This is a genomic window from [Clostridium] colinum, from assembly GCF_940677205.1.
Taxonomy (GTDB): domain Bacteria; phylum Bacillota; class Clostridia; order Lachnospirales; family CAG-274; genus Tyzzerella; species Tyzzerella colina.
Genome location: NZ_OW712331.1, coordinates 505,363 through 529,144 on the forward strand (window position 1 = coordinate 505,363; position 23,782 = coordinate 529,144).

The 23,782-nt window shown below is 25.4% G+C and carries 24 protein-coding genes, 1 pseudogene and 1 riboswitch; of the genes and pseudogenes, 14 read left to right on the forward strand and 11 right to left on the reverse strand.

Annotated features, from left to right (window positions below; all coding sequences use genetic code 11):
- Window positions 1-45 precede the first annotated feature (45 nt).
- From rpsL to tnpA, 5 genes and pseudogenes are all read left to right on the forward strand, one after another.
- Window positions 46-465: a 30S ribosomal protein S12 gene (gene rpsL, locus NBW53_RS02545; protein WP_250278556.1), complete on the forward strand. Its 420-nt coding sequence runs from the start codon at window positions 46-48 to the stop codon at window positions 463-465.
- Window positions 466-602: 137 nt separating this feature from the next.
- Entirely contained in the window at window positions 603-1,073 is a 471-nt protein-coding gene (gene rpsG, locus NBW53_RS02550; RefSeq protein WP_250278557.1) for a 30S ribosomal protein S7, read from the forward strand.
- A 119-nt stretch (window positions 1,074-1,192) separates the two neighbouring features.
- Window positions 1,193-3,256 carry an elongation factor G gene (gene fusA / locus NBW53_RS02555; RefSeq protein ID WP_250278994.1) on the forward strand — a complete coding sequence of 688 codons (2,064 nt, stop codon included), beginning with the start codon at window positions 1,193-1,195 and terminating at the stop codon, window positions 3,254-3,256.
- A gap of 162 nt (window positions 3,257-3,418) precedes the next feature.
- A complete protein-coding gene (gene tuf, locus NBW53_RS02560) occupies window positions 3,419-4,606 on the forward strand; it encodes an elongation factor Tu (RefSeq protein WP_250278558.1) in 1,188 nt (395 codons plus the stop codon).
- Between the two features lie 188 nt (window positions 4,607-4,794).
- Window positions 4,795-5,295: pseudogene (gene tnpA, locus NBW53_RS02565) on the forward strand (IS200/IS605 family transposase).
- A 986-nt stretch (window positions 5,296-6,281) separates the two neighbouring features.
- Here tnpA and NBW53_RS02570 read toward each other — a convergent pair.
- A complete protein-coding gene (locus NBW53_RS02570) occupies window positions 6,282-6,686 on the reverse strand; it encodes a hypothetical protein (RefSeq protein WP_250278559.1) in 405 nt (134 codons plus the stop codon).
- A gap of 483 nt (window positions 6,687-7,169) precedes the next feature.
- Between NBW53_RS02570 and NBW53_RS02575 the strand changes: the two genes are divergently transcribed.
- The 5 genes from NBW53_RS02575 to NBW53_RS02590 all read left to right on the forward strand — a co-directional run bounded on the left by NBW53_RS02575 (window position 7,170) and on the right by NBW53_RS02590 (window position 10,826).
- Window positions 7,170-7,433 carry an HPr family phosphocarrier protein gene (locus tag NBW53_RS02575; protein ID WP_250278560.1) on the forward strand — a complete coding sequence of 88 codons (264 nt, stop codon included), beginning with the start codon at window positions 7,170-7,172 and terminating at the stop codon, window positions 7,431-7,433.
- A gap of 11 nt (window positions 7,434-7,444) precedes the next feature.
- Window positions 7,445-9,127, forward strand: a complete 1,683-nt coding sequence (gene ptsP / locus NBW53_RS02580) for a phosphoenolpyruvate--protein phosphotransferase (RefSeq protein WP_250278561.1) — start codon at window positions 7,445-7,447, stop codon at window positions 9,125-9,127.
- 28 nt (window positions 9,128-9,155) lie between these two features.
- On the forward strand, window positions 9,156-9,638 hold the full coding sequence (locus NBW53_RS02585) for a PTS sugar transporter subunit IIA (protein WP_250278562.1): 483 nt from the start codon (window positions 9,156-9,158) through the stop codon (window positions 9,636-9,638).
- Between the two features lie 338 nt (window positions 9,639-9,976).
- Window positions 9,977-10,210 (forward strand): transposase, encoded by a 234-nt coding sequence (locus NBW53_RS10145; protein ID WP_408647020.1) that lies wholly within the window; start codon window positions 9,977-9,979, stop codon window positions 10,208-10,210.
- Window positions 10,211-10,679: 469 nt separating this feature from the next.
- On the forward strand, window positions 10,680-10,826 hold the full coding sequence (locus NBW53_RS02590; RefSeq protein ID WP_250278563.1) for a hypothetical protein: 147 nt from the start codon (window positions 10,680-10,682) through the stop codon (window positions 10,824-10,826).
- Between the two features lie 217 nt (window positions 10,827-11,043).
- Here NBW53_RS02590 and NBW53_RS02595 read toward each other — a convergent pair whose 3' ends face one another.
- The 6 genes from NBW53_RS02595 to NBW53_RS02620 all read right to left on the reverse strand — a co-directional run bounded on the left by NBW53_RS02595 (window position 11,044) and on the right by NBW53_RS02620 (window position 16,924).
- Window positions 11,044-12,717 (reverse strand): ribonuclease J, encoded by a 1,674-nt coding sequence (locus NBW53_RS02595; RefSeq protein WP_250278564.1) that lies wholly within the window; start codon window positions 12,715-12,717, stop codon window positions 11,044-11,046.
- Window positions 12,718-12,776: 59 nt separating this feature from the next.
- Window positions 12,777-13,085 carry a DUF1292 domain-containing protein gene (locus NBW53_RS02600; RefSeq protein WP_250278565.1) on the reverse strand — a complete coding sequence of 103 codons (309 nt, stop codon included), beginning with the start codon at window positions 13,083-13,085 and terminating at the stop codon, window positions 12,777-12,779.
- Between the two features lie 27 nt (window positions 13,086-13,112).
- A complete protein-coding gene (gene ruvX / locus NBW53_RS02605; RefSeq protein ID WP_250278566.1) occupies window positions 13,113-13,538 on the reverse strand; it encodes a Holliday junction resolvase RuvX in 426 nt (141 codons plus the stop codon).
- 14 nt (window positions 13,539-13,552) lie between these two features.
- A complete protein-coding gene (locus tag NBW53_RS02610; RefSeq protein ID WP_250278567.1) occupies window positions 13,553-13,816 on the reverse strand; it encodes an IreB family regulatory phosphoprotein in 264 nt (87 codons plus the stop codon).
- 169 nt (window positions 13,817-13,985) lie between these two features.
- A complete protein-coding gene (gene mtaB / locus NBW53_RS02615; RefSeq protein ID WP_250278568.1) occupies window positions 13,986-15,296 on the reverse strand; it encodes a tRNA (N(6)-L-threonylcarbamoyladenosine(37)-C(2))-methylthiotransferase MtaB in 1,311 nt (436 codons plus the stop codon).
- A 14-nt stretch (window positions 15,297-15,310) separates the two neighbouring features.
- Window positions 15,311-16,924, reverse strand: coding sequence for a helix-turn-helix domain-containing protein (locus NBW53_RS02620; protein WP_250278569.1), 1,614 nt, complete (start codon window positions 16,922-16,924; stop codon window positions 15,311-15,313).
- A 133-nt stretch (window positions 16,925-17,057) separates the two neighbouring features.
- On the opposite strand from NBW53_RS02620, the gene NBW53_RS02625 reads away from it, so the two are divergent.
- The 4 genes from NBW53_RS02625 (at window position 17,058) to NBW53_RS02640 (ending at window position 19,908) form a co-directional block, all read left to right on the forward strand.
- Complete coding sequence (locus NBW53_RS02625; protein WP_250278570.1) at window positions 17,058-18,446, forward strand: hypothetical protein; 1,389 nt, start codon at window positions 17,058-17,060, stop codon at window positions 18,444-18,446.
- Window positions 18,447-18,575: 129 nt separating this feature from the next.
- Window positions 18,576-19,142 (forward strand): flavin reductase family protein, encoded by a 567-nt coding sequence (locus tag NBW53_RS02630; protein WP_250278571.1) that lies wholly within the window; start codon window positions 18,576-18,578, stop codon window positions 19,140-19,142.
- A 104-nt stretch (window positions 19,143-19,246) separates the two neighbouring features.
- Entirely contained in the window at window positions 19,247-19,636 is a 390-nt protein-coding gene (locus NBW53_RS02635) for a hypothetical protein (protein ID WP_250278572.1), read from the forward strand.
- Window positions 19,636-19,908, forward strand: coding sequence for a hypothetical protein (locus NBW53_RS02640; RefSeq protein WP_250278573.1), 273 nt, complete (start codon window positions 19,636-19,638; stop codon window positions 19,906-19,908). The genes NBW53_RS02635 and NBW53_RS02640 overlap by 1 nt, the downstream gene beginning before the upstream one ends.
- Window positions 19,909-20,144: 236 nt before the next feature.
- Here NBW53_RS02640 and uvrC read toward each other — a convergent pair whose 3' ends face one another.
- The 4 genes from uvrC to NBW53_RS02660 all read right to left on the reverse strand — a co-directional run bounded on the left by uvrC (window position 20,145) and on the right by NBW53_RS02660 (window position 23,730).
- The gene (uvrC, locus tag NBW53_RS02645) at window positions 20,145-21,995 is read right to left on the reverse strand and encodes an excinuclease ABC subunit UvrC (RefSeq protein WP_250278574.1); all 1,851 of its coding nucleotides are present in this window, start codon (window positions 21,993-21,995) and stop codon (window positions 20,145-20,147) included.
- Between the two features lie 172 nt (window positions 21,996-22,167).
- Window positions 22,168-22,581 carry an acyl-CoA thioesterase gene (locus NBW53_RS02650; protein ID WP_250278575.1) on the reverse strand — a complete coding sequence of 138 codons (414 nt, stop codon included), beginning with the start codon at window positions 22,579-22,581 and terminating at the stop codon, window positions 22,168-22,170.
- Window positions 22,582-22,621: 40 nt separating this feature from the next.
- Window positions 22,622-23,191 carry a folate family ECF transporter S component gene (locus tag NBW53_RS02655; protein WP_250278576.1) on the reverse strand — a complete coding sequence of 190 codons (570 nt, stop codon included), beginning with the start codon at window positions 23,189-23,191 and terminating at the stop codon, window positions 22,622-22,624.
- 55 nt (window positions 23,192-23,246) lie between these two features.
- A riboswitch (THF riboswitch) is annotated at window positions 23,247-23,346 on the reverse strand.
- A gap of 132 nt (window positions 23,347-23,478) precedes the next feature.
- Window positions 23,479-23,730, reverse strand: coding sequence for a PspC domain-containing protein (locus tag NBW53_RS02660; RefSeq protein WP_250278577.1), 252 nt, complete (start codon window positions 23,728-23,730; stop codon window positions 23,479-23,481).
- Between the last annotated feature and the right edge of the window lie 52 nt (window positions 23,731-23,782).

The window sequence follows — 23,782 nt, forward strand, 5'->3', positions numbered from 1 at the left end:
ACTTACAACACAGAAGTATTTAAAATTTACAGGGAGGTGCAATTAATGCCAACATTTAATCAGTTAGTTAGAAAAGGTAGACAAACAAAAATTGAAAAATCTACTGCTCCTGCTTTACAAAAAGGGTTAAACTCTCTTAGAAAAAAGCAAACTAACATGAGTTCTCCACAAAAAAGAGGAGTTTGTACATCTGTTAAAACAGCTACACCTAAAAAACCTAACTCAGCTCTTAGAAAAATCGCTAGGGTTAGACTTTCTAATGGTATAGAAGTTACAGCTTACATTCCAGGTGAAGGACACAATTTACAAGAGCATAGCGTTGTTCTTATTAGAGGTGGTAGAGTAAAAGACGTACCTGGGGTTCGTTACCATATTATAAGAGGTACTCTTGATACTGCTGGGGTTGCTGATAGAAAGCAAGCTCGTTCTAAATATGGCGCTAAACGTGCTAAAGCTAAAAAATAATTTTAGCTAATATATATTTAAAATGCCTTGTACTTTAAATACTCTGTTTATGGTATTTGGTTGTGCATAGGCATGAAATGGCATTTTTAATGTCAAGTACCGTTGAATTAATATAATTGATTAAGGAGGGAAGAATCGTGCCACGTAAAGGTCATGTTTCGAAAAGAGAAGTACTACCAGATCCAATGTATAAAAGTAAAGTAGTTACTAAACTTATAAATTCTATTATGCTTGATGGAAAAAAAGGTATTGCTCAAAAAATAGTTTATGGTGCATTTGCTATAGTTGAAGAAAAAACTGGTAATTCTGGTTTAGAAGGATTTGAGCAAGCTCTTAATAATATTATGCCTGTTCTTGAGGTTAAAGCTCGCCGTGTTGGTGGTGCTACTTATCAAGTACCTATTGAAATTAGACCAGAAAGAAGACAAACTTTAGGTCTTCGTTGGTTAACTATGTATAGTAGAAAAAGAGGCGAGAAAACTATGGAAGCTCGTCTTGCAGGTGAAATAATGGACGCTATCAATAATACTGGTGGTGCTATTAAGAAAAAAGAAGAAACTCATAAAATGGCAGAAGCAAACAAAGCTTTCTCTCATTACAAATGGTAATATATCTTTTAAGAATAAAATTAAAAAAATTACAGATTTTATATATATAAATTTAAAAAAAAGGAGGAATAAGTGTGTCTAGAGCATGCCCGCTTGAATTAACAAGAAATATTGGGATTATGGCCCATATTGATGCTGGTAAAACTACTCTTACTGAGCGTATTTTATTTTACACAGGACGTAACTATAAAATAGGCGATACTCACGAAGGTACTGCAACTATGGACTGGATGGAGCAAGAACAGGAAAGAGGTATTACTATTACTTCTGCTGCTACGACTACTAAATGGAGCATTGGTAATGGTCCTATGCACCGTATCAACATTATCGATACACCAGGACACGTTGACTTTACTGTTGAGGTAGAACGTTCTCTTCGTGTTCTTGATGGTTCTGTTGGTGTATTCTGTGCTAAAGGTGGGGTTGAGCCTCAATCAGAAACTGTTTGGAGACAAGCAGATAGATACAACGTACCTCGTATGGCTTTTGTAAACAAAATGGATATTATGGGGGCAGATTTCTATAACGTTGTTTCTATGATAAAAGACAGACTTAAAGCTAATGCTGTTCCTGTTCAACTTCCTATTGGTGCAGAAGATGATTTCGTAGGTATCATTGACCTTATGGAAATGAAAGCTTATATCTACAAAGATAAACAAGGTACAGATATCTCTGTAGAAGATATCCCAGCCGATATGTTAGATAAAGCTAATGAATATAGAACTCAAATGATTGAATCTATTGCAGAAACATCAGATGAGCTTATGGATAAATATTTTGAAGAAGGCGAAGAAGCATTTACTATAGAAGAACTTAAAAAAGGTCTTCGTGAAGCTTGTATAGCTTGTAAAGCTGTTCCTGTTTTCTGTGGTTCTGCTTACAGAAATAAAGGTGTTCAAAAACTTCTTGATGGTGTATTAGAATATATGCCAGCTCCTACAGATATACCTGCTATTAAAGGTCATATACCAGGAGATGAAGAAAATGAAATTGAAAGAATTTCTTCAGATGATGAACCTTTTGCAGCTTTAGCTTTCAAAATTATGAATGACCCATTTGTTGGTAAACTTGCATTCTTTAGAGTTTACTCTGGTGTGTTAGAGTCTGGTTCTTATGTTTATAACTCTGTTAAAGGTAAAAAAGAACGTATTGGACGTATTCTTCAAATGCACGCAAACTCTCGTGAAGAGATAGACAAAGTTTATGCAGGTGATATTGCAGCAGCAGTAGGTTTAAAACTTACTACTACTGGTGATACTCTTTGTGATGAAAACAATGAAGTAATACTTGAGTCTATGAACTTCCCAGAGCCAGTTATATCTGTTGCTATCGAGCCTAAAACTAAAGAAGGTAGAGATAAAATGGGTATAGCTCTTGCTAAACTTGCAGAAGAAGACCCAACATTTAAAACTTACACAAACCAAGAAACAGGTGATACTATTATCGCTGGTATGGGTGAGCTTCATCTTGAAATTATCGTAGACCGTCTTTTAAGAGAATTTAAAGTAGAAGCTAATGTTGGTGCTCCACAAGTTGCTTACCGTGAAGCATTTAGAAAAGATGTTGATGTTGAAAGTAAATACGCTAGACAATCTGGTGGTAAAGGTCAATATGGACATTGTAAAATTAGATTTGAAGTTATGGATGCTAACGAAGGTAAAACTTACGAGTTTGTTAACGAAATCGTTGGTGGTGCTATTCCTAAAGAATATATACCAGCTGTTGACAAAGGTATCCAAGAAGCTATGCAATCTGGTATTATAGGTGGTTATCCAGTTGTTGGTTTAAGAGCAGTATGTTATGACGGTTCTTACCACGAGGTAGACTCATCTGAGATGGCATTTAAAATAGCAGGTTCTATGGCATTTAAAGATGCTATGAAAAAATCTGACCCAGCTTTACTTGAGCCTATTATGAAAGTTGATGTTACTGTACCAGAAGATTATACTGGTGAGGTTATTGGTGATATGAATAGCCGTCGTGGTAGAATTGAAGGTATGGAACCATTAAATGGTATGCAAGTTGTTCACGGTTTTGTTCCTCTTGCAGAAATGTTTGGTTATTCTACAGACCTTCGTTCTAAAACACAAGGTCGTGGTACTTACACTATGGAAGTACATCATTATGAGGCAGTTCCAAAAAGTATTCAAGAAAAAGTTGCTGCTGGAAGAGCTCAAGAGTAAGATTTATAAAAAGATTTTTATTAAAAAAATAAATTTAAAACTTATTATCTTGAATTTATTTGTAAAAAATGTAATAAATACTTGCATTTTTTACAAATATTCACTATAATAAGTATAAACATTATAAATTTTATATTTTCTATTTTAAGGAGGAAAATTTTAATGGCTAAGGCAAAATTTGAAAGAAATAAACCACACGTTAATATTGGTACTATCGGTCACGTTGACCACGGCAAAACTACTTTAACAGCTGCTATTACTAAAACTTTAGCAGATAGATATCAATTAGGTAGCGCAGTTGATTTTGATAAAATCGATAAAGCTCCAGAAGAAAAAGAAAGAGGTATCACTATCTCTACTACTCACGTAGAATATGAAACTCCTAACAGACACTATGCTCACGTGGACTGTCCAGGACATGCTGACTACGTTAAAAACATGATCACTGGTGCTGCTCAAATGGACGGTGCAATCCTTGTTGTTGCTGCTACTGATGGTCCTATGGCTCAAACAAGAGAGCATATCCTTCTTTCTCGCCAAGTAGGTGTTCCTAAAATCGTTGTATTTATGAACAAATGTGATATGGTTGATGATGAAGAATTATTAGAATTAGTTGAAATGGAAATCACTGACCTTTTAGCAGAACAAGGATTTGAAGATTCTCCAGTTATTAGAGGTTCTGCTTTCCAAGCTCTTCAAGATACATCTGGTGAGTGGGGCGATTGCATCATTAAATTATTCGAAACAATTGACGAATATATCCCTAACCCAGAAAGAGATTCTGATAAACCATTCCTTATGCCTGTAGAAGACGTATTCTCTATTACAGGTCGTGGTACTGTTGCTACTGGTAGAGTAGAAAGAGGTACTCTTAACGTTTCTGACGAAGTTGAAATCGTTGGTCTTGTAGAAGAATCTCGTAAAGTAGTTGTTACTGGTATCGAAATGTTCCGTAAACTTCTTGATACTGCTGAAGCTGGTGATAACATTGGTGCACTTCTTCGTGGTGTTCAAAGAGATGAGATTGAAAGAGGTCAAGTATTATGTAAACCAGGTTCAATCACTCCTCACACTAAATTTACTGCTCAAGTTTACGTATTAAAAGCTGATGAAGGTGGACGTCATAAACCATTCTTCAATAACTATAGACCACAATTCTACTTTAGAACAACTGACGTTACAGGTGTTATTAACCTTCCAGAAGGTACAGAAATGTGTATGCCTGGCGACAACATCGAAATGACTATTGAACTTATCTCTCCAATCGCTATGGAAGAAGGTTTACGTTTTGCTATCCGTGAAGGTGGTAGAACTGTTGGTTCTGGTGCTGTTGTTTCTATTATAGAATAATTATAAACTAGAATATATATAAAGGTTAAAGACTTTGTCTTTAACCTTTTTTATTGTCACCGAATAGGCTTGATTAAACCACCAGCTATGCTGGTGGTAGGTAAAAACTCTTATAGAAAAGTAAAAACCTCCTATGATAGAATAAAGTTGGTATGGCAATAAAAAATAAAATCATAGGAGGTTTTGTGATGAAAGACATAAATAGTTTATCACATTCTAAATATAGATATAAATATCATATAGTATTTGCACCAAAATATAGAAGACAAGAAATATATGGAAAGATAAAAGCAGATATAGGAAAAATATTAAGAATGCTGTGTGAAAGGAAAGGGGTTAAAATAATAGAGGCAGAAGCTTGTAAAGACCATATACATATGTTAGTAGAAATACCACCACATTTAAGTGGCTCGCAATTTATGGGATATTTAAAAAGTAAAAGTAGCTTAATGACATTTGATAGACATATAAATTTAAAGTATAAGTATGGGAATAGATATTTTTGGTGTAGAGTATATTATGTAGATATAGTAACTAGAAAACAAAATCTAATAAAATAATACATAAAAAATCAATTAGAAGAATATATATCAAATGATAAAATAAGTTTGAAAGAATATATTGAAATATTTATATGTATTCAAAATAAGTATGAAAAAATAGTTATTTTAGTGATAGGCAAGATATAGCATGTAATTGTAAGACAATTCATTTCCTCTTTAAATGATTATAACAAGAAAATATACCTTATATAACTTGAGTAAATGACTCGTTTAACGAGTAGTTTTATTTAATATTTATATTTGTTAATAATTGGGGTAACTCAAAATAAATTAAAAAATTTAATATAAAAAACATATATTTTTATATTAAAATTAATTAAATCTATGTATTATAGGATTTCTAAAACTGAAAAATTAAAAGAACTAATTATTTAAATATTGCAATTAGAAAAGTTTTGTACTTAGACATGATATAAGATATATAGTTAATGTATTTAATCTTTAAATAATTTGATTATATATTTATTATTTTATTGTTTAAATACCTCAAAAAGATTTTTTATAAATTTTAAAATAATAAGATAAAAAAATTATAATTTTTATTATGTAAAATAGATCATAATATGTGTTAGAGTAATTAATTTTGTTAAAAATAAGCATATTAATAAAACGATAAGACTATTAATTTTAATATAATTTTACAATAATAGTTAAAATATACATGATATATACAATAATATTCAAACAAAAAATAATTATTTAAAAAACTTTATTAAAAAATACCATTAATATATTTTATTAATAATAAATGAAGTATTTTTAGTAAAAACAAGAAATATTTTTAACTACTTATTGTATATAATTGTAAATAATATTTATTTTGTTATTATAATAATGAGCAAATATTAAATTTTATTTTTAATTCAATGGAAATTAAGTAAAAATTTTTATTAATTTTAACATTTTTACTAAAATATTATAAATATTTATAAGTTTTGTTATAATATTATAAAAGAGCATATTTTTAACCTTATATATTTTGGTTAAAATTTATTTTATTATATTTTATTAAATATGCTCTTTTTTTATTTTAATTTTATTATAATTTTTTTAAACTTTATTTTTTTACTATAAAATTTATTATAGGATCTAGTTTTGTTAAATTAAATATTTTAATTTTTTATACTATTTTTTATATCTTCGTACATATTCTTTTCTTTATTATATATATTTTTAATATCTGAAGATATTTTTTGTTTAGTAGTTTTATTTTCGTTTCCTTTTATATTTTCTGCACCTTTCATACCAGGTCCAAATCGATTGTTAGAAGAATTATTAGTTTTTTCATATCCATTATAATAATTTTTATCATAAGTATTAGATTCAATATTATAATCATCTGTATTATATCTATATCCGTCAAAAACGCCGTTAATATTATTTGAAACATTAGAACCAGTAGTATTTTCTACCATTGTAGTATTTTCTGAATTATCATTATTATTGGAATTATTACATCCAGTTGAAAGTAATCCAATTAAAAATAAACTAATAGATAATAATTTTTTTCTTTTCATATATAAAATCCTCCTTGAATTTATACATTTATTATAGTATTATTTTGTTCATTAATTTAAAAAATAATACTGAAAGATAAAGTATTATTTGAATATATTTAGTATTTTTGTTAAATTTTATCTATAATATATTAATAAAAATAATTAAAAATATATTTTAATATTTATTAAAATTAAACAAAAATATTTATATATAGTATATATAAAAAGTTGTGTAAAATATACTAAAATATATACGTATATTTGTATAAAATAACTATTTTACTGTTAAAAATATTAAAGTGGTTGACTTTTTTATAAAATAGAGATATAATTTTTTTATTAAAATATTAATGTTTGTGTTTATTTATCATAAAAAATAGACATTATTTTTATATATCATAATAGTATTTAGGTATAATATTTTTAATTTTATACAAAATTTATAATATTATTGATGTTTATTTTTTTAAAATATTATATATTTAAAAGGAGAATAAAACTATGGTAGAAAAAACTATTACTATAAAAAATAAAGTAGGTTTACATATGCGTCCAGCAGGAGAGTTTGCTAAATTAGCTACAAAATGTACATCAGATGTAAAAATTGTTCATAATGGCAAAGACATAAATGCTAAAAGTGTTTTAAATATTATGGCTGCAGCTATTAAATTTGGAGATAGTATTACTATCAAATGTGATGGTGCTAACGAAGCAGAAGATTTAAAATTATTAGTTGATGCAGTAGAAAGTGGTTTAGGCGAGTAAGAGGTGCAAATATGTCAAAAAAATTATTCGTTGAAAAGACATCTTCTAAAGGTATCGTTATAGGTAAGTCATATATAATAAAAAAGGCAGATTTAACACCAGAAAATTATAATGTAACTAATAAAGAAGACGAAATAAGTAAATTTGAAAAGTCTTTAAATGAAGCTAAAGAAGAAATAGCTAATTTAGCAAAAGATTCTGAAATATTTGCAGGCCATAATATGATTGTAGAAGATATCACATTATATGATTCTGTAATGAGTAAAATAAAAGATGAATGTCAAAATGTTCAAATTGCTGTTTCTAATGCAATAGAAGAAATTTCTAATATATTTAAAATGATGGATGATGAATATATGAAAGAAAGATCTGCTGATGTTAAAGATGTCGGCAGTAGAATTATGTCTAAATTAAAAGGTGTTAATATAAATCCTTTTGAAAATATAAAAGAAGAAGTCATTTTAATAGCTGAAGATTTAACACCTTCTGACACAGCTCTTATAGACCTTAATTTAGTAAAAGGTTTTATTACAGAACTTGGTGGAGTTACAAGCCACGTATCTATTATTGCAAGAAACTTAGGTTTACCGGCTTTAGTAGGTGTTAATGGTATAATGGACTCTGTTAAAGATAATGATATTATTGCTATGGATGCATCTAAAGGTAATATTATTATAAATCCAGAAGATAGTGAGCTTGAAGAATATAAAAATCTAGAAGAAGAATTTAAAAAAGCAGAAGAAATGCTTAAAAAACTTGAAAATCTTAAAGCTGTTACGACAGATGGTAGAGAAGTACAATTATGTGCTAATGTAGGTAATATATTAGACATACAAATGGCAGTTAAACATAATATAGATGGTATAGGTCTTTTTAGAAGTGAATGCGTTTATATGGAAAATACTCATTTTCCAACAGAAGATGAACAATTTGAGATTTATAAAGAGGCAGCTATTTTATGTGGAGGAAAAGAAGTTACTATACGTACTTTAGATATTGGTGGAGATAAATCTTTACCATATTATAAATTTGATTTTGAAGAAAATCCATTTTTAGGTTGGAGAGCTATACGTATTTCATTAGAACTTAAAGATGTATTTAAAGCTCAATTAAAAGCTATATTAAGAGCTAGTGCTTTTGGATATGTAAGAATAATGTATCCTATGATTATTTCAATTGAAGAAGTGATAGAAGCTAATAAAATATTAGAAGAATGTAAAGAAGAGCTTAGAAGTGCAAACATTCAATTTGATGAAAAAATAGAAGTAGGTATGATGATAGAAACACCAGCTTCAGTCATTTTAGCAGATGAATTTGCAAAATATGTAGATTTCTTTAGCATTGGTACTAATGATTTAACTCAATATATGCTTGTTGTAGACCGAGGAAATAAAAGAATATCTAATATGTATAATTCTTTCCACCCAGTTGTTTTACAAAGTATTAAAAAAGTTATTGAAGCAGGTCATAAAGAAAATATTAAAGTTGGTATGTGTGGAGAATTTGCAAGTGATGCACGTGCGGCTAAAATATTATTAGGTCTAGGGCTAGATGAATTTTCTATGTCGGCATCTGAAATAAATAATGTTAAAAAACAAATTTTAGAAACATCTTTTGAAGATGCTAAAAACTATGCAAATGAAGTTTTATCTAAAACTACAGTTGAAAGTATTATGGATTTTTTAGAGAAATAATTCAAGTAACAAATGTGGAGGTATAAGTATGTTTTCATTTTTTAAGAAAAACAAAAATAAAGATTTAAAAGCATTTTTAAGTGGTAAAGTTGTACCTATTACAGAAGTAGAAGATGAAGCATTTGCTAGTAAAAGTATGGGAGATGGTATAGGTATTATACCAACAGATAATAAAGTTGTAGCTCCGGCAGATGGTGAAATAGCTTTAGTTATGAAAGATTCTAAACATGCTTGTGCTTTAAAACTTGATAATGGTATGGAAATGATTCTTCATATAGGTATAGACACTGTAAATATGAAAGGCGATGGCTTTGAATGTTTAGTAGAAATAGGTGATAAAGTAAAAGCAGGTCAAACTCTTATTACTTTTGATCCAGAAAAAATTAAGCAAGCAGGGTATAGCACAACAAGTATGTTGGTTGTAACAGGCGAGGGTAATGCAAAAAATATAAATTTTAAAACAGGATTTGATGCAAAAGTTGGAGAAGATATTGTTGCAACTTTTGAATAGAATATTAAATATATATGTTCTTTCTCAATAGTTATAATAACCCAAAATCAATAAAATAAGTATAAAAAGGTATGATATAAAAATCATACCTTTTTTAAAATTAAGTATTTATAATAAATATTGGGATAAAACAAATAATATTTAAGATTATAGATAATAAGTAGTTAAAGATATTTTTTATTTTTCAAAAAATAACTTTTAACTAAAAAATATAAATATTTAACTGATAAACAAAAAAATTTAAGTTAATAATATGATTAACATTAGTATTTATTATATTAAATATACATTAAAAAAAAGCATCTTTTTTAATATTTTACAAAGAAAATATTAAAGGTATGATAAATTTATTTAAAAATTGGATACATTATGCTACTTCTTATATTATACTAAAATTTAACCATTATTCCAAAACTTTTTCTAATTTCTATAATGAAATAATTAATTATTTTCATTTTTCTTACACGAATAGTTTTACTGAAGGTTATAATAATAAAATTAAGATTTTAAAATGTAATGCTTATTTTAATTTTAATTATTTTATAAACTATATAGTACATATGTTTAATTAAATTTAATATAAAAATATATTATTTTTATACTATATATTTTTATATTTATTCTCATAGGATATTTGAGATAAACCACCAGTATAGCTTAGTGATAGGTAAAAATTTTTATAGAAAGGTAAAAACTTCTATGAAAAAATAAAGTCTGTCTAGCAGCCAAAAATAAAATTATAGGAGGTTTTATCATGAAATATATAAATACTTTATTATATTTAAATGAAGATGTAAATATTATGTAGTATTTACACCAAAATATAGAGGAGAAGAAATATATTGGAAGATAAAAACAAATATAGATAAAATATTAATAATGATATATCAAAATAAAATAGTTAAAATAATAAAATATTAAAGCTTGTAAATACTATATACAAATATTAGTATAAATAATACCAATATTTGAACATATTACAATTTATAAGATGTTTAAAGAGTAATAATATTTGAAATAATACAAATTTGAAGTATAAATATGTGGTGTAGAGAATATTATGGAGATAATGTAGAAATAAATCAAAATGATATAAAAGAATATATTGATACATTTATGAGTAGATGTATATATTTTTTGATTTTTATACTAATAAAAAGAAATATTAATTATTTTTTATTTGTTTAAATAGATAAAAAAATATATTTATTATAAATTACATATATTTAAAGTAAACTATTATTATGTTTTATACATATTTATTACAGTATGAGCAATAGTAAAGAAGAATTTTAAACTAATCATAAATAATTATAAAAATTTAAATGTTTAATAATTATTGTAAAGTAAAAAAGTTTTCCCCTAATATTAAATTTAATAATATTAGGGGAAATGTATTTATTTATTATATTTCCATAATAATAGGTAAAATCATAGGATTTCGTTTTGTTTTTTGCCATAAAAACTCTCTTAAAGTTTCTTTTATTAAAGTTTTAATATAAGCCCATTCAACAATTTTATTGCCTTCACAATCTAAAAGGGCATCTCTAACAACACTTTTAGCATCAGATATTAAATTTTCAGATTCTCTAACATAAACGAAACCACGAGATATAATATCTGGACCAGATAATAAACTACCATTTTCTCTATCCATAGATACAACAACTATCATAAGACCATCTTGTGAAAGGTGTTTTCTATCTCTTAAAACTATATTACCAACATCACCAACACCTAGTCCATCAACCAATACTTGACCAGATGGAACAGACCCTACTATTTTACCACTATCACGACCAACTTCTAACACTTCGCCAGTTTCTAAAACAAATACATTTTTTCTATCCATACCAAGCTCAACAGCAAGTTTAGCATGTGTTCTAAGATGTTTATATTCTCCGTGTATTGGCATAAAATATTTAGGTTTAATAAGTGCGTGTAAAACTTTTATTTCTTCTTGTCTAGCGTGACCAGAAACGTGTACATCTTTTAAACCTTCGTATATAACATCAGCACCTTTTTTAAGTAGCTCATTTATAACGCGATAAACATTTTTTTCATTGCCAGGGATAGGGGAGGCACTAATAATAACTTTATCTCGTGGTTTTATTTCTACTTGTTTATGGTCGTTTTGAGATATTCTTGAAAGGGCAGACATTGTTTCACCTTGGCTACCAGTCATAATTATAACAAGTTTATCATCTGTATAATTTTTTATACTACTAGCATCTATAAATATTTTTTTAGGAGCATCTAAATAACCAAGGTCACAAGCTGTTTTTACAACATTGTTCATACTACGGCCAATGATAGCAACTTTTCGTTTATATTTAATAGCACAGTTTATAACTTGTTGTATACGGTGTATGTTGGAAGAAAATGTTGCAACCATAATTCTTTGGTCTAAAGATTCGGCAAATATTTCTTCAAATATAACACCAACACTACGTTCACTCATTGTAAAGCCCTTTAGCTCAACGTTTGTACTTTCACACATAAAAAGTAAAACACCTTTTTTTCCAATTTGAGCAAAGCGTTGAAGGTCTATAGATTCACCTTGTATAGGTGTGTAATCTATCTTAAAATCTCCAGAATGCACAACAACACCAGCAGGCGTTGTAATAGCTAATGCACAAGAATCGGCGATACTATGAGTTGTACTAATAAATTCTACTTTAAAGCTATTGCCAAGCTTAATAGTATCTCCAGCAGATACACATACTCTATTTACTTTTTTTAATATATTATGTTCTTTTAATTTATTTTCTACTAATCCTATTGTAAGTTTAGTACCATATATAGGTACATTAAGTTCTTTTAAAAAATAAGGTAATGCCCCTATGTGGTCTTCGTGTCCGTGGGTTAAAACAACACCTTTTACTTTTTCTCTATTTTTTATAAGGTAAGAAAAATCAGGTATAACAAGGTCTATACCAAGCATATCATCTTCTGGGAAAGATACGCCACAATCTACAACAATTATTTCATCATTAATTTCAAAAGCTGTTATATTTTTACCTATCTCTTGAAGACCACCAAGAGGGATAACTTTTAATTTTGCATTTCTTACAGCCAAATTTACACCTCCATTATTTATATAAGTTTTGTAAGTAAGTTCTAAAATATATAATTTTATTAAAATTCCATTTCATAATCAGTTTCATTTTCTTGAAGAAGAATTAAAACTCTATTATATTCATTATTATCTTCAACAGGAGCATATATAGCCTCTTCATCATCTTCGCCTATTTGTTTTAAAATAAATGCTTCTGCTTCATCTTTATCAAAATCATCACAAGAAACAACAAGTAAATATTGTGTATTGTTATCCAAAACACCATCTATTACAAAACAATCTATCACTTCATTATTTTCAGAAACAATAGATACAACATCATAAGTATCTTCCATATCATCTAAAATATTATCAAATTCTTCTTGCATATTTATCCCTTCTTTTTATAAATAAAATTATTTACTATTACAATCTAAATAACCTTGTAATATGAATACAGCGGCCATTTTATCAATAACATTTTTTCTTTTTTTACGGCTTAAATCGGCCTCTAAAAGACTTCTTTCAGCACCAACAGTGCTAAGCCTTTCATCCCAAAGTATAACTTCAATATTATTAAAAGTCTTTTCTAGCTTTTTTTTAAATGCTTCAGTTTTTTCACCGCGTTCACCAACAGTATTGTTCATATTTTTAGGATAGCCTAAAACTATTTTTTCAACATTATATTCTTTAATAATTTGTCCGATTCTTTCAATACTTTTGTTAATAGCTTCTTCTTTATCACGGCGTATAATTTCAATACCTTGAGCAGTCCAACCAAAAGGGTCGCTTATAGCAACGCCAATAGTTTTTTGTCCAAAATCTAATCCTAATATTCTCAATTTTATTCTCCTAGCTATAAACTATTTAAGTAGCTTTTAACAATTTCTTCTAAAAGCTCATTTCGTTCTATTTTAGTGATAATACTTCTAGCACCTTTATGACTAGTTATATAGGTAGGGTCACCAGATAAAATATAACCTACTATTTGATTAACAGGGTTATATCCTTTTTCTAGCATTGCGTTTTTTACATCTGTAACCATAAAATCTACTTTAGACTTTTCGTTTTGTTGGTAAGCATCAAATTTTTGAGTTAATGATAAATCTTTTTCTACCATAAAATCACCTCCATAAAATAAATATAAACTCCGAACATTACTTACTGTAATAATAATAATACAAATTAAATATTATTGCAATTACTTTTTAAAAAATAATTGTAAAATTTTTTTATAAATTAAAAAAGGTTATATAATTATATAACCTTTAGTATCTTTATATTTATTATTAACAAATAATACCGAACATATTCTCTTCTTTAATTATATCTGTAAGTTTAACATTTAATATTTTATTTGTTATATCAGTATCACTTTTTACAGAAACTGTTATATAATTTGTAGTATGGCCTTCATATACACCTTTTTCTTTTTCTCTTTCAAATAAAACAGGCATAGTTTTATCAATCATACTTTGTAAAAATTCTATATTTATAGAATTTGATAATTCAATCATTTTTTTATTACGTTTATTTTTTATATCATTAGGTATTTGATTATCAAAAAGTGCAGCTTTAGTACCTTTTTTAGGTGAATATGGAAAGGCGTGTATTTTAGTTATTTTTATTTTTTTAGCAAAATTATAGCTATCTATAAAGTCTTCTTCTGTTTCACCAGGAAACCCAACAATTATATCCGTAGTAATAGCAACATTAGGAAAGGTTTTTCTAAGTTTTATAATAGCTTCTTCATATTGTTCTTTTGTATATTGTCTTTTCATACGTTGTAAAGTTTTGTTACAACCACTTTGTAAAGACAAATGATAATGATCACAAACTTTAGGGAGTTTTTTCATTTCTTCTATAAATTCATCTGTTACAACAAGAGGCTCTATTGAGCTAAAACGTATACGCTCTATACCATCTACATTATGTACTTTTTTAATTATATCTATAAGATTAGTATTTTTTAAATCCATACCATAAGATAAAATATGTATTCCAGTTAAAACAATTTCTTTAAACCCATTTTTAGCAAGATTTTTAACTTCATTTATAACGTCTTCTGGTTTTCTACTTCTAACAGGTCCACGTGCAAAAGGTATTATACAGTATGTACAGAAACGGTTGCAACCTTCTTGAATTTTTAAATAAGCTCTTGTTCTATCTTTAAGCTCAGATATAGATAAAGGTTCAAATATACGCTCTTTCATAATATCAGATACAGTGTTTAAAACATCTGTTTTATGTTCTTCTTGATATTTTTTAACAGTTTCTACTATTTCCAATCTATTTTTTGTACCAATAACGATATTTATTCCTTCTATTTTTGAAACTTCATCTGGAGCTACTTGAGAATAACAACCAGTAGCTACTATAATACTGTCTGGGTTTAATGTTTTTGCTCTTCTAATCATTTGTCTAGACTTTTTATCCCCTAAATTTGTAACAGTACAAGTATTTATAACATATATATCGGCAAAGTCATCAAAATCTACAAGAGTGTATCCTTCTTTTTCAAAAAGCTCTATCATAGCTTCGGTATCATATAAATTAACTTTACAACCTAAAGTTGTAAAAGCGATTTTTCCTAAATTCATAAAATATCCTCTTTCTAATTGTAATGTGAATTATTTTTTAAGTCTCTGTTTATATATCTAAAATCTCCTGCTAATATTCCTTCTAACCTTTTAAACGTTTGTCTAAATACATTTACATCATCATAGCCTATTTTAAGTGCTATCAAATCATCAGTTAAATTAGTTGTTGAAATTAACTCTTTAGCTTTATTTATTCTAATTTGTGCTACATATTCTTCTATATGTTTTCCAGTTCTTTCTTCAAATATTTTTTTGAAATATTTAACGTTATAATTAAATTGTCTACTTAAAATTTTATAGTTTATATTTTTAAAATAATTTTGATTTATATATTGAATAGTTTTTTCGAAAGTTTCATCTTCTATTTTTTTTCTAAAATCATTTATGTAATCACAAAATATTTTTAAGTTAACTTTTAAAAAATCATAAGCTTCATCAATAGTTTTTAATGAAAGAACTTTAGATGTATCAAAAAATGTATTTATTGGCTTTATTTTAAGTCCTTGTTCAAAAGCATTCCTATTTATAGATATAAGAATAGACATAATAACTTGAGGTAATATACTTTCAAATTTATCTTTATAAACATTTATTTGCTCAAATATTTGGCTAAGTAGTGTTAAACAATACTCATATTCCCCAATAATAGCAGTATAGACTAAAAGTTGTTCTCTTTTGTAAGGGTAGCTTGCAGTAAAAGTGTTTTCTGGTTCAACATATTCTATACATATAACAGAGTTATATCCAATTATACAACGATATCTAAGCGCAGCTATTGCTTCTAAAAAAGATGTATGTATTTTATCTGGTTCATCATATGTTCTACCTATACCACAAGAAACACATATATCTGTTTCTTCTTTGATTTTTTGTTTTATATTAGTCATTTCATCTAAAATATATTCAAGCTCAGTTTCTCCACCTAATATAACAACAATTTCATTAAAGAGGTTTATAAAAGCTTTTGCATTATTTACACTAGATTGTATTATTTTTAAAAGCTTAAAACTTATAAGATGCTTTTCTTTTTGAGATTTATTTAAAATATATTTTCTAAAATAATCTATTCTAAATATAGCAACTGTATATGGAGGGGTTATATGTATATTAAAATATTCAAAACTTGATTTAATTTCTTCTTTGTCAAATACACTTTCATTTAATAAAACAGATAAAAATTTATCTTCAAAAAGTTTAAAATTTTGAATATATTCTACAGATAATAACTTTTCTTCTTTTTCAAAAGTTTCTTTAGCTTTCATATATCCAATATAGACATTTAAACATTTATTTAAATCAACGGGTTTTACAGGTCTTATTGTATAAGATATAGCTCCAATGTCTAAGGCTTTTTCTAAATAGTCTACATCAGACATAGCCCCATATACGATAAATTTTGTATTTTTATATGTAGAAGAAATTTCACTCATTTTTTTGAAAAATTCTACACCTAAAAATCTTATTTCCATAATTATAAGGTCTATAGAGTTACTTTTTATATATTTATAAAAATCTTTTTCGTTTGAAAAAACTTTTTTTATTTTAAATTGTAAAAAATTTGTATCTATATATGATTTTATACCTCGAGTGTGGTTTTCTTCTAAATCGGCAATTACCACATTAAACATTATTTTTCACGCTCCTTTAAATCTATTTTAACATATATTAGTAAATTAGTCTATTTTTGATTAAATATTTTTTTAAATATTTTAAAATTGTTTAATTTATGTTATATTATATATAGAAATGGAGGAATTTATTATGAACGAAAAAGAATTAAACTCATTAGCTATAACATATGTAAAAGATAAACTTTCTTTAAAAATTTTAAATAATATTTATGAAATATGCGAATATTTTGAAGAAGATAGCTATGAAGATATGGATATTAGTATAAAAAAAATAAAAAATAATCTTCCTAATTATTTTTATAATATAAAAAACATATTGTCTAAAGATTTTGAAAGTAGAGTTCCTTTCATAGATAATATAAAACAAGATATAAAACAAATTGAAAAAGTTCAAATATCATTAAAAGCAACTTTAAATTTTATAGATTTATTAAGCTCGATTATTTCAGATTATTATCAAATAAAAAATGGTGAAATAGATGATAATATTAAATTTAAAGCAGAAATGGTATTAGATATAATATATACTTTTTTAGATGAATTAGATTCTGAAAATACGATACAAAAAAATGCAGGTTTATTATTATCATTATTAAGTTGTAATATGATAAAAATGGATTATAAAGATTATATAACTAAAAGTTTAAATGTTTTATTTGAAAAATCAACAGAAAAATTAGTAGATGAAGAAATAGAAAATTTAAAATTTAAGTTTGCACCTTTTATGTATATAGAAGATAAAGATTTTTTAATAAATATTTTTAATAAAAAATATGAAAGTATGAAAGAAGATGAACTTTTAGAAATATTAGAAAATCTTGATAAAATGGCAGAAAAATACAGCAATAAGATAGGGGATATAGGGGCTATATATGGTTGTATTATGGATATATTATCAATATATAATTTTGCAGTAGACACAGAATATCTTTTTAAAGATGACTTTATATTAAAAGATATGTATTATTATACTTGCGAAATGATAGAAAATAAAGATTTTTCTACTTATGAAAATATAGCAAATAATATGGAAGTTAAATACGAACAAATTTTAAAAAATGTACTTAAAAATGAAGAAATAATAAAAAATTATATCAAAAAAATAAAATATGATAATTATACAGATGCTATAAAAGTATGTTTAGCTTTAGAAGATTATGATGTGTTAAATTTTGAAAAAAATATTATATTTAGTTGTAGTAACAGTACTAATAATATTGCAACACAAGAATTTAAAGATAAAAAAATAGAAGAATTTTTATCTTTTATAGATAGTTTAGATATAACTAATATAATGTTAAAAAAATTAAAGCAAGAGTTTTTTATCTATATACCTTGTCCATTAAATATAAATGCATTAAAAATATATTTTAAAAATGCATTAGAAGGATTAAAAAATGAAACAGGAATTTTAATTACATATAAATTTAAAACTTTAATAGATTCTGAAATGATTGAAGCACTAGAAGAACTTGAACAACATAATTGTTCTGATGAATGTTGTAATCACAATCATTAATAAAATTTTATATTATAGATACAATAAATAACTTTTATCATTAAATAAATTTATTTTAAAATAAAAATTAATAATAATAAATAATTTTTATAAATATAATTAATTTATATATAATTAAAGGAGAATTTTATGTCAAAACAAATTTGGAAACCAGGGACTATTCTTTATCCAGTACCAATTGTAATGGTATCTTGTGGAGATTATGAAAAAGGGCAAAAAAATATAATAACTGTTGCGTGGACAGGAACTATTAACACAGACCCTGCTATGGCTTATATATCTGTTAGACCAAGTAGATATTCTTATGATATTATAAAAAACACTGGAGAATTTGTAATAAATCTTACAACTAAAAATTTAGCTTTTGCAACAGATTATTGTGGTGTAAAATCTGGAAAAGATGTTGATAAATTTAAAGAAATGAATTTAACAGCTAAAAAAGCACATAATTTAAATTGTCCTATTATAGAAGAAAGCCCAATAAATATTGAATGTAAAGTAAAAGATATTGTTGAGCTTGGTACACATCATATGTTTATAGCAAATGTAGTATCTACTATGGCAGATGAAAAATATATGGACGAAAATGGAAAATTCCATTTTGACAAAAGTGAACCAATATGTTATTCTCATGGTGAATACTATGCTTTAGGAGATTATATAGGTAAGTTTGGATATTCTGTAAAGAAAAAATAATACTATATAAATAATAAAATAAATACTAATAAATTTAATTTTGTTAGTATTTATTTTTATTTTTTGCATATTTTTATATAAATATATTTTGGGAGGTTAAATTTATGGAATTAGAAAATAATATAGATTTTAATAATATTAGCTATCTTTTAAATATAATAAAAGAAAATAAAAATAAAGAAAATTCAAAAGAAAATAATTTATTAAAAATAAATTCTATAAATAATATAAAATCTATTTTGCCACTTCTTGGAGAAGATAATGATAATATTTATAAAATCTTAAATTATTTAGAAATAAATCAATTATTAAGTAAATATAAAGAGGCACATAAAAATATAGATAAAGAACAAGTTTTGGACCTAAAAAAAGAGGCTATTTTACATATAAAACAAAATGTAAACGAAAATAATAAATATATAGCAGATTTATTTTTAAAGGCTATGGAAATGAAATCTATATTAAACAAAAATTATAGAAGAGGTGATATTTAATGAATTATGATGAAATTTTTAAACAAGAGGCATTTAAATGTATAAATCCAGAAGTATTAGAAAAATTTAATGTACTTATATCTAATATAAAAGGCAAAAGTACAAATGAAGCTATTTTACATATAATGAATTTTTATAACTGTATATCAAAAGAGGTAAAAATATCAGATAAAGAAAAAGATACTCTTATACAGGCTATAATTTTAAATTTACCAGAAGAAGATAGAAAAAAATTTTTAAATATGTTAGATATGATAAATAATATTATTTAAATAGGGTATAGACCTTGTTTACAATATTTTGTCGTTATAATAAAATTATAACGACAAAATATTGATGAATATAACAAATTTTTTGGTGCAAGGTTAAGCCTATTATAAACCTAGCCTTTTATATAATCTAAAGTAAAGTCTTATAAAGTATAAAAATCAAAAATTAGTCTAAAATATTTTGTCTTCAGCTTTAAATATATAACTGTTTATTAAAAGAGGCTATATATTTTTATAAATTAAAGAGATTTTCTAAAAAAATTATATACAGCTTCAGAAGTTTTTTTACTCATAGTATCAACTTCTAAAAGCTCGTCAATGCTAGCATTTTTAATTTTATCTATAGACCCAAAATGTTTTAATAATGCTTTTTTTCGTTTTTCTCCAATACCTTCTATATTGTCTAATACGGATTTTATAACAGTTTTTTCTCTAGATTTTCTATGAAATTCTATTGAAAATCTATGAACTTCATCTTGTATTCTTGTTATAAGTTTAAATGCTTCAGAAGATTTTTTTAATTCTATTTCTTTATTATTAAATAGTAGACCTCTAGTTTTATGGTTATCATCTTTTACCATACCACATATCAAAACATTTATATTAAGCTCTGTTAGAATTTCAAAAACAGCACTTATTTGACCTTTTCCACCATCTAAAAATATAATATCAGGCATTTTTTTAAAACTATTTTTTATATTATTATCATTTTCTTTAATATATCTTAAAAATCTTCTTTTTATTATTTCTTGCATACTAGCATAGTCATTAGGGCCAACAACGTATTTTATTTTAAACTTTCTATAATCTGTCTTAAGAGGTTTACCATCTTCAAAAACAACCATTGAACCAACAGATTCTATACCTTGAGTATTTGATATGTCATATGCTTCTATACGTTTTAAATATTTTTTTATACCTAGTGCTTTAGAGATTTCTTTTAATGCTCCAACGGTTTTTTCTTGTTCTTTTTTTAGTCTATCCCCAAAACGTTCAAAGCTTATTAAAGCATTTTGATAAGCCATTTCTACTAGTTTATGTTTTTCACCTTTTTTAGGGGTTGTAATATAAACTTTTTGCTCTTTTATAGAAGATAACCATTGTTCTATAGTTTCTTTGTCTGTAATTTCTTCTTGTAAGATAATTTCTTTAGGTATAAAAGGGGTACCGCTATAAAATTGTTTTATAAAATTTTCCATTAGCTCACTTCTTGACATATGCTCTACGTTATTTAATAAAAATTGTTCTCTACCAATAATTTTTCCATTTCTAACAAAAAATATTTGAACCATAGCTTCATAGTTAGCTTTTACAAAGGCTATTACATCTTTGTCATCTATATTAGAATTTTCTACAAGTTGATTTTGTTCTAATTTTTTTATAGCAAAAATTTTATCTCTTATTTCCATAGCTTTTTCAAATTCTAAATTTTCAGAAAATGTAGTCATTTGTTTTTCTAAAAATGTGATTATTTCATTATGTTTTCCGTTAAAAAAGTCTATTGCTTGGCTTATTATTTTGTTGTATTCTTCTTCTGTTATATGATAATTACAAGGAGCTAAACATTTTCCTATGTGATAATTTAAACAAGGTCTATTTTTGCCTAAATCTCTAGGAAATTTAAGATTACAACTTCTTATTGGTAATATATTATGGATAAGCTCAATACTTTCTTTTAACATAAGGCTATTTGTAAAAGGACCAAAATATTTTGCTTTATCATTATTATGTTTTCTAGTAATAAAAACTTTAGGGAACATTTCATTTGTTGTTATTTTTACATAAGGATATGTTTTGTCATCTTTTAAACGTATATTATATTTTGGGTCATATTTTTTTATAAGGTTATTTTCTAAAATAAGTGCTTCAACTTCTGTATTTGTAATTATATATTCAAATCTTTTAATTTTTTTTACCATGCTTAATGTTTTAATAGAATTTTGTTTGCTACTATCTCTAAAATATTGTCTTAAGCGATTTTTTAAAACTTTGGCTTTTCCTATATATATAACAATATCATCTTTATCAAACATTAAATATACTCCAGAATTTGTAGGTACTTTTTTTAATTCTTCTTCTATATCAAACAATTTTATCCTCCTTGATATATTGATAATTTATATAAATAGTATATTACATAATAAATATTGTCAACAAATTTTTATTATAATAAATAAAAAAAATAAAAAGGTTATATATTTTTCTATAACCTTTTTATTTTATATATTTTAATAATATTAAAATATAAAATTTATATTAAATTTAATTTTTATAAGCTGAGTTTATAATATTATAAAGTTTTAAATTTTCTTTTTTTAAATTAATAAGTTTAAAATCTTTATTAACAAAAGGGTGTTCTGTGTAACCTGTGTTAATAAGCTCATCATTTTTAAATATTTTATATTCAAATTCTAATTTAACACTTGAAACATTTTTTATATACGTATGTATAGTTAAAATATCTTCATATAAAGCAGGCTTTATATATTTACAATTAAGCTTGCTTAAAGGTAATAATATACCCATTTTTTCTATTTCAGAGTATGAAATATTTAAACACGATTTTATAAAATTTGTTCTAGCTTCTTCATACCATATAGGATAAACAGAGTGATGAGCAACGCCCATTTGGTCTGTCTCTTGATATCTAACGGTTACATTTGTTTTAAAAATCATAAAATCACCCTTTACTATATATTAAAAAAGTATTATTTTATTATTTAATATCTAAATTTAACTGATTGTATACTTTGTTTACTGTTTTTAGAACAATATACATAACTATACAATGGATAGGAACAATAAAGCATTCTTTAAATACTCTAGCTGGTAACAAAACAAGAAAGCCTTTACCAGAAATCATAGAAAGCCAAATAGTACCTAAAACAAAACTAATAATAATACTAATTGTTAGCTTACAAAAAATAATTCTTATAACTAATTTTTTTAAATCATAAACTTTTTTGTAAAGAAATAGTCCATAAAAAAGACCGCCTAAAATAGCATTAAATGTAAAACCAAAAAAATAAGCTCCTTTTGGATTCATAATATGCGTTAAAACATCTGTTAAGCCTCCTAACATAGCAGCTGGTATAGGTCCAAATAAAAATCCAGCAATTGAGTTGGCTATAAAAGAGAATGTTATAATAGTTACACCCTCTATCTTTATGGACTGAGTATTTAGCATTAAAGAAATAGCTAATAAAAGTCCACAAATAACAATAGTTTTAGTCTTTTTTAATTCTAAAAACGAATCTTTAAATAAATTTTTAAATAAATTAAACATAAATTACCTCCTAATAAGTTGATAAAATATGCCACAAACATAGTAAAATTATGTTAGCAGCGGGATGCGGAAAATGTATCGCAAGAAAAATTCTTTTCGTATAATAAGCAACTCCCCGTCTTACTATCACTTAACGTACAATTTCCTACTCTGCATAAAAATTAAATTTACTGTGTAATTATATCACAACATTTTAGTATAGTACATATAATAAATGTTATAAAAATTTAGTATATAAAAAAGGTTATAGACAAAGTCTATAACCTTAAAAATGTGCAAACAAATTGTTATTTATCATCAAATTCACTAAAATCATAAAAACCTTCTTTATATTTTTTAGTAGGTATTTTAATATTTTGGCTTGGTATTATAATCCAAAATATAATATATAGAGGTATAGTAGAGCCCAAAAATATAAAAGATAATAAAACAAAAAATATTCTTATAATAGTAGGGTCAATTTTAAAATATTCACCTATACCACCACAAACACCAGCTATCATTTTATCACTTTTAGATAATATAAGTCTTTTTTCCATAAGCATACACCTCATAATATACAATTAAAATTTTTATCTTTTCATTATATAT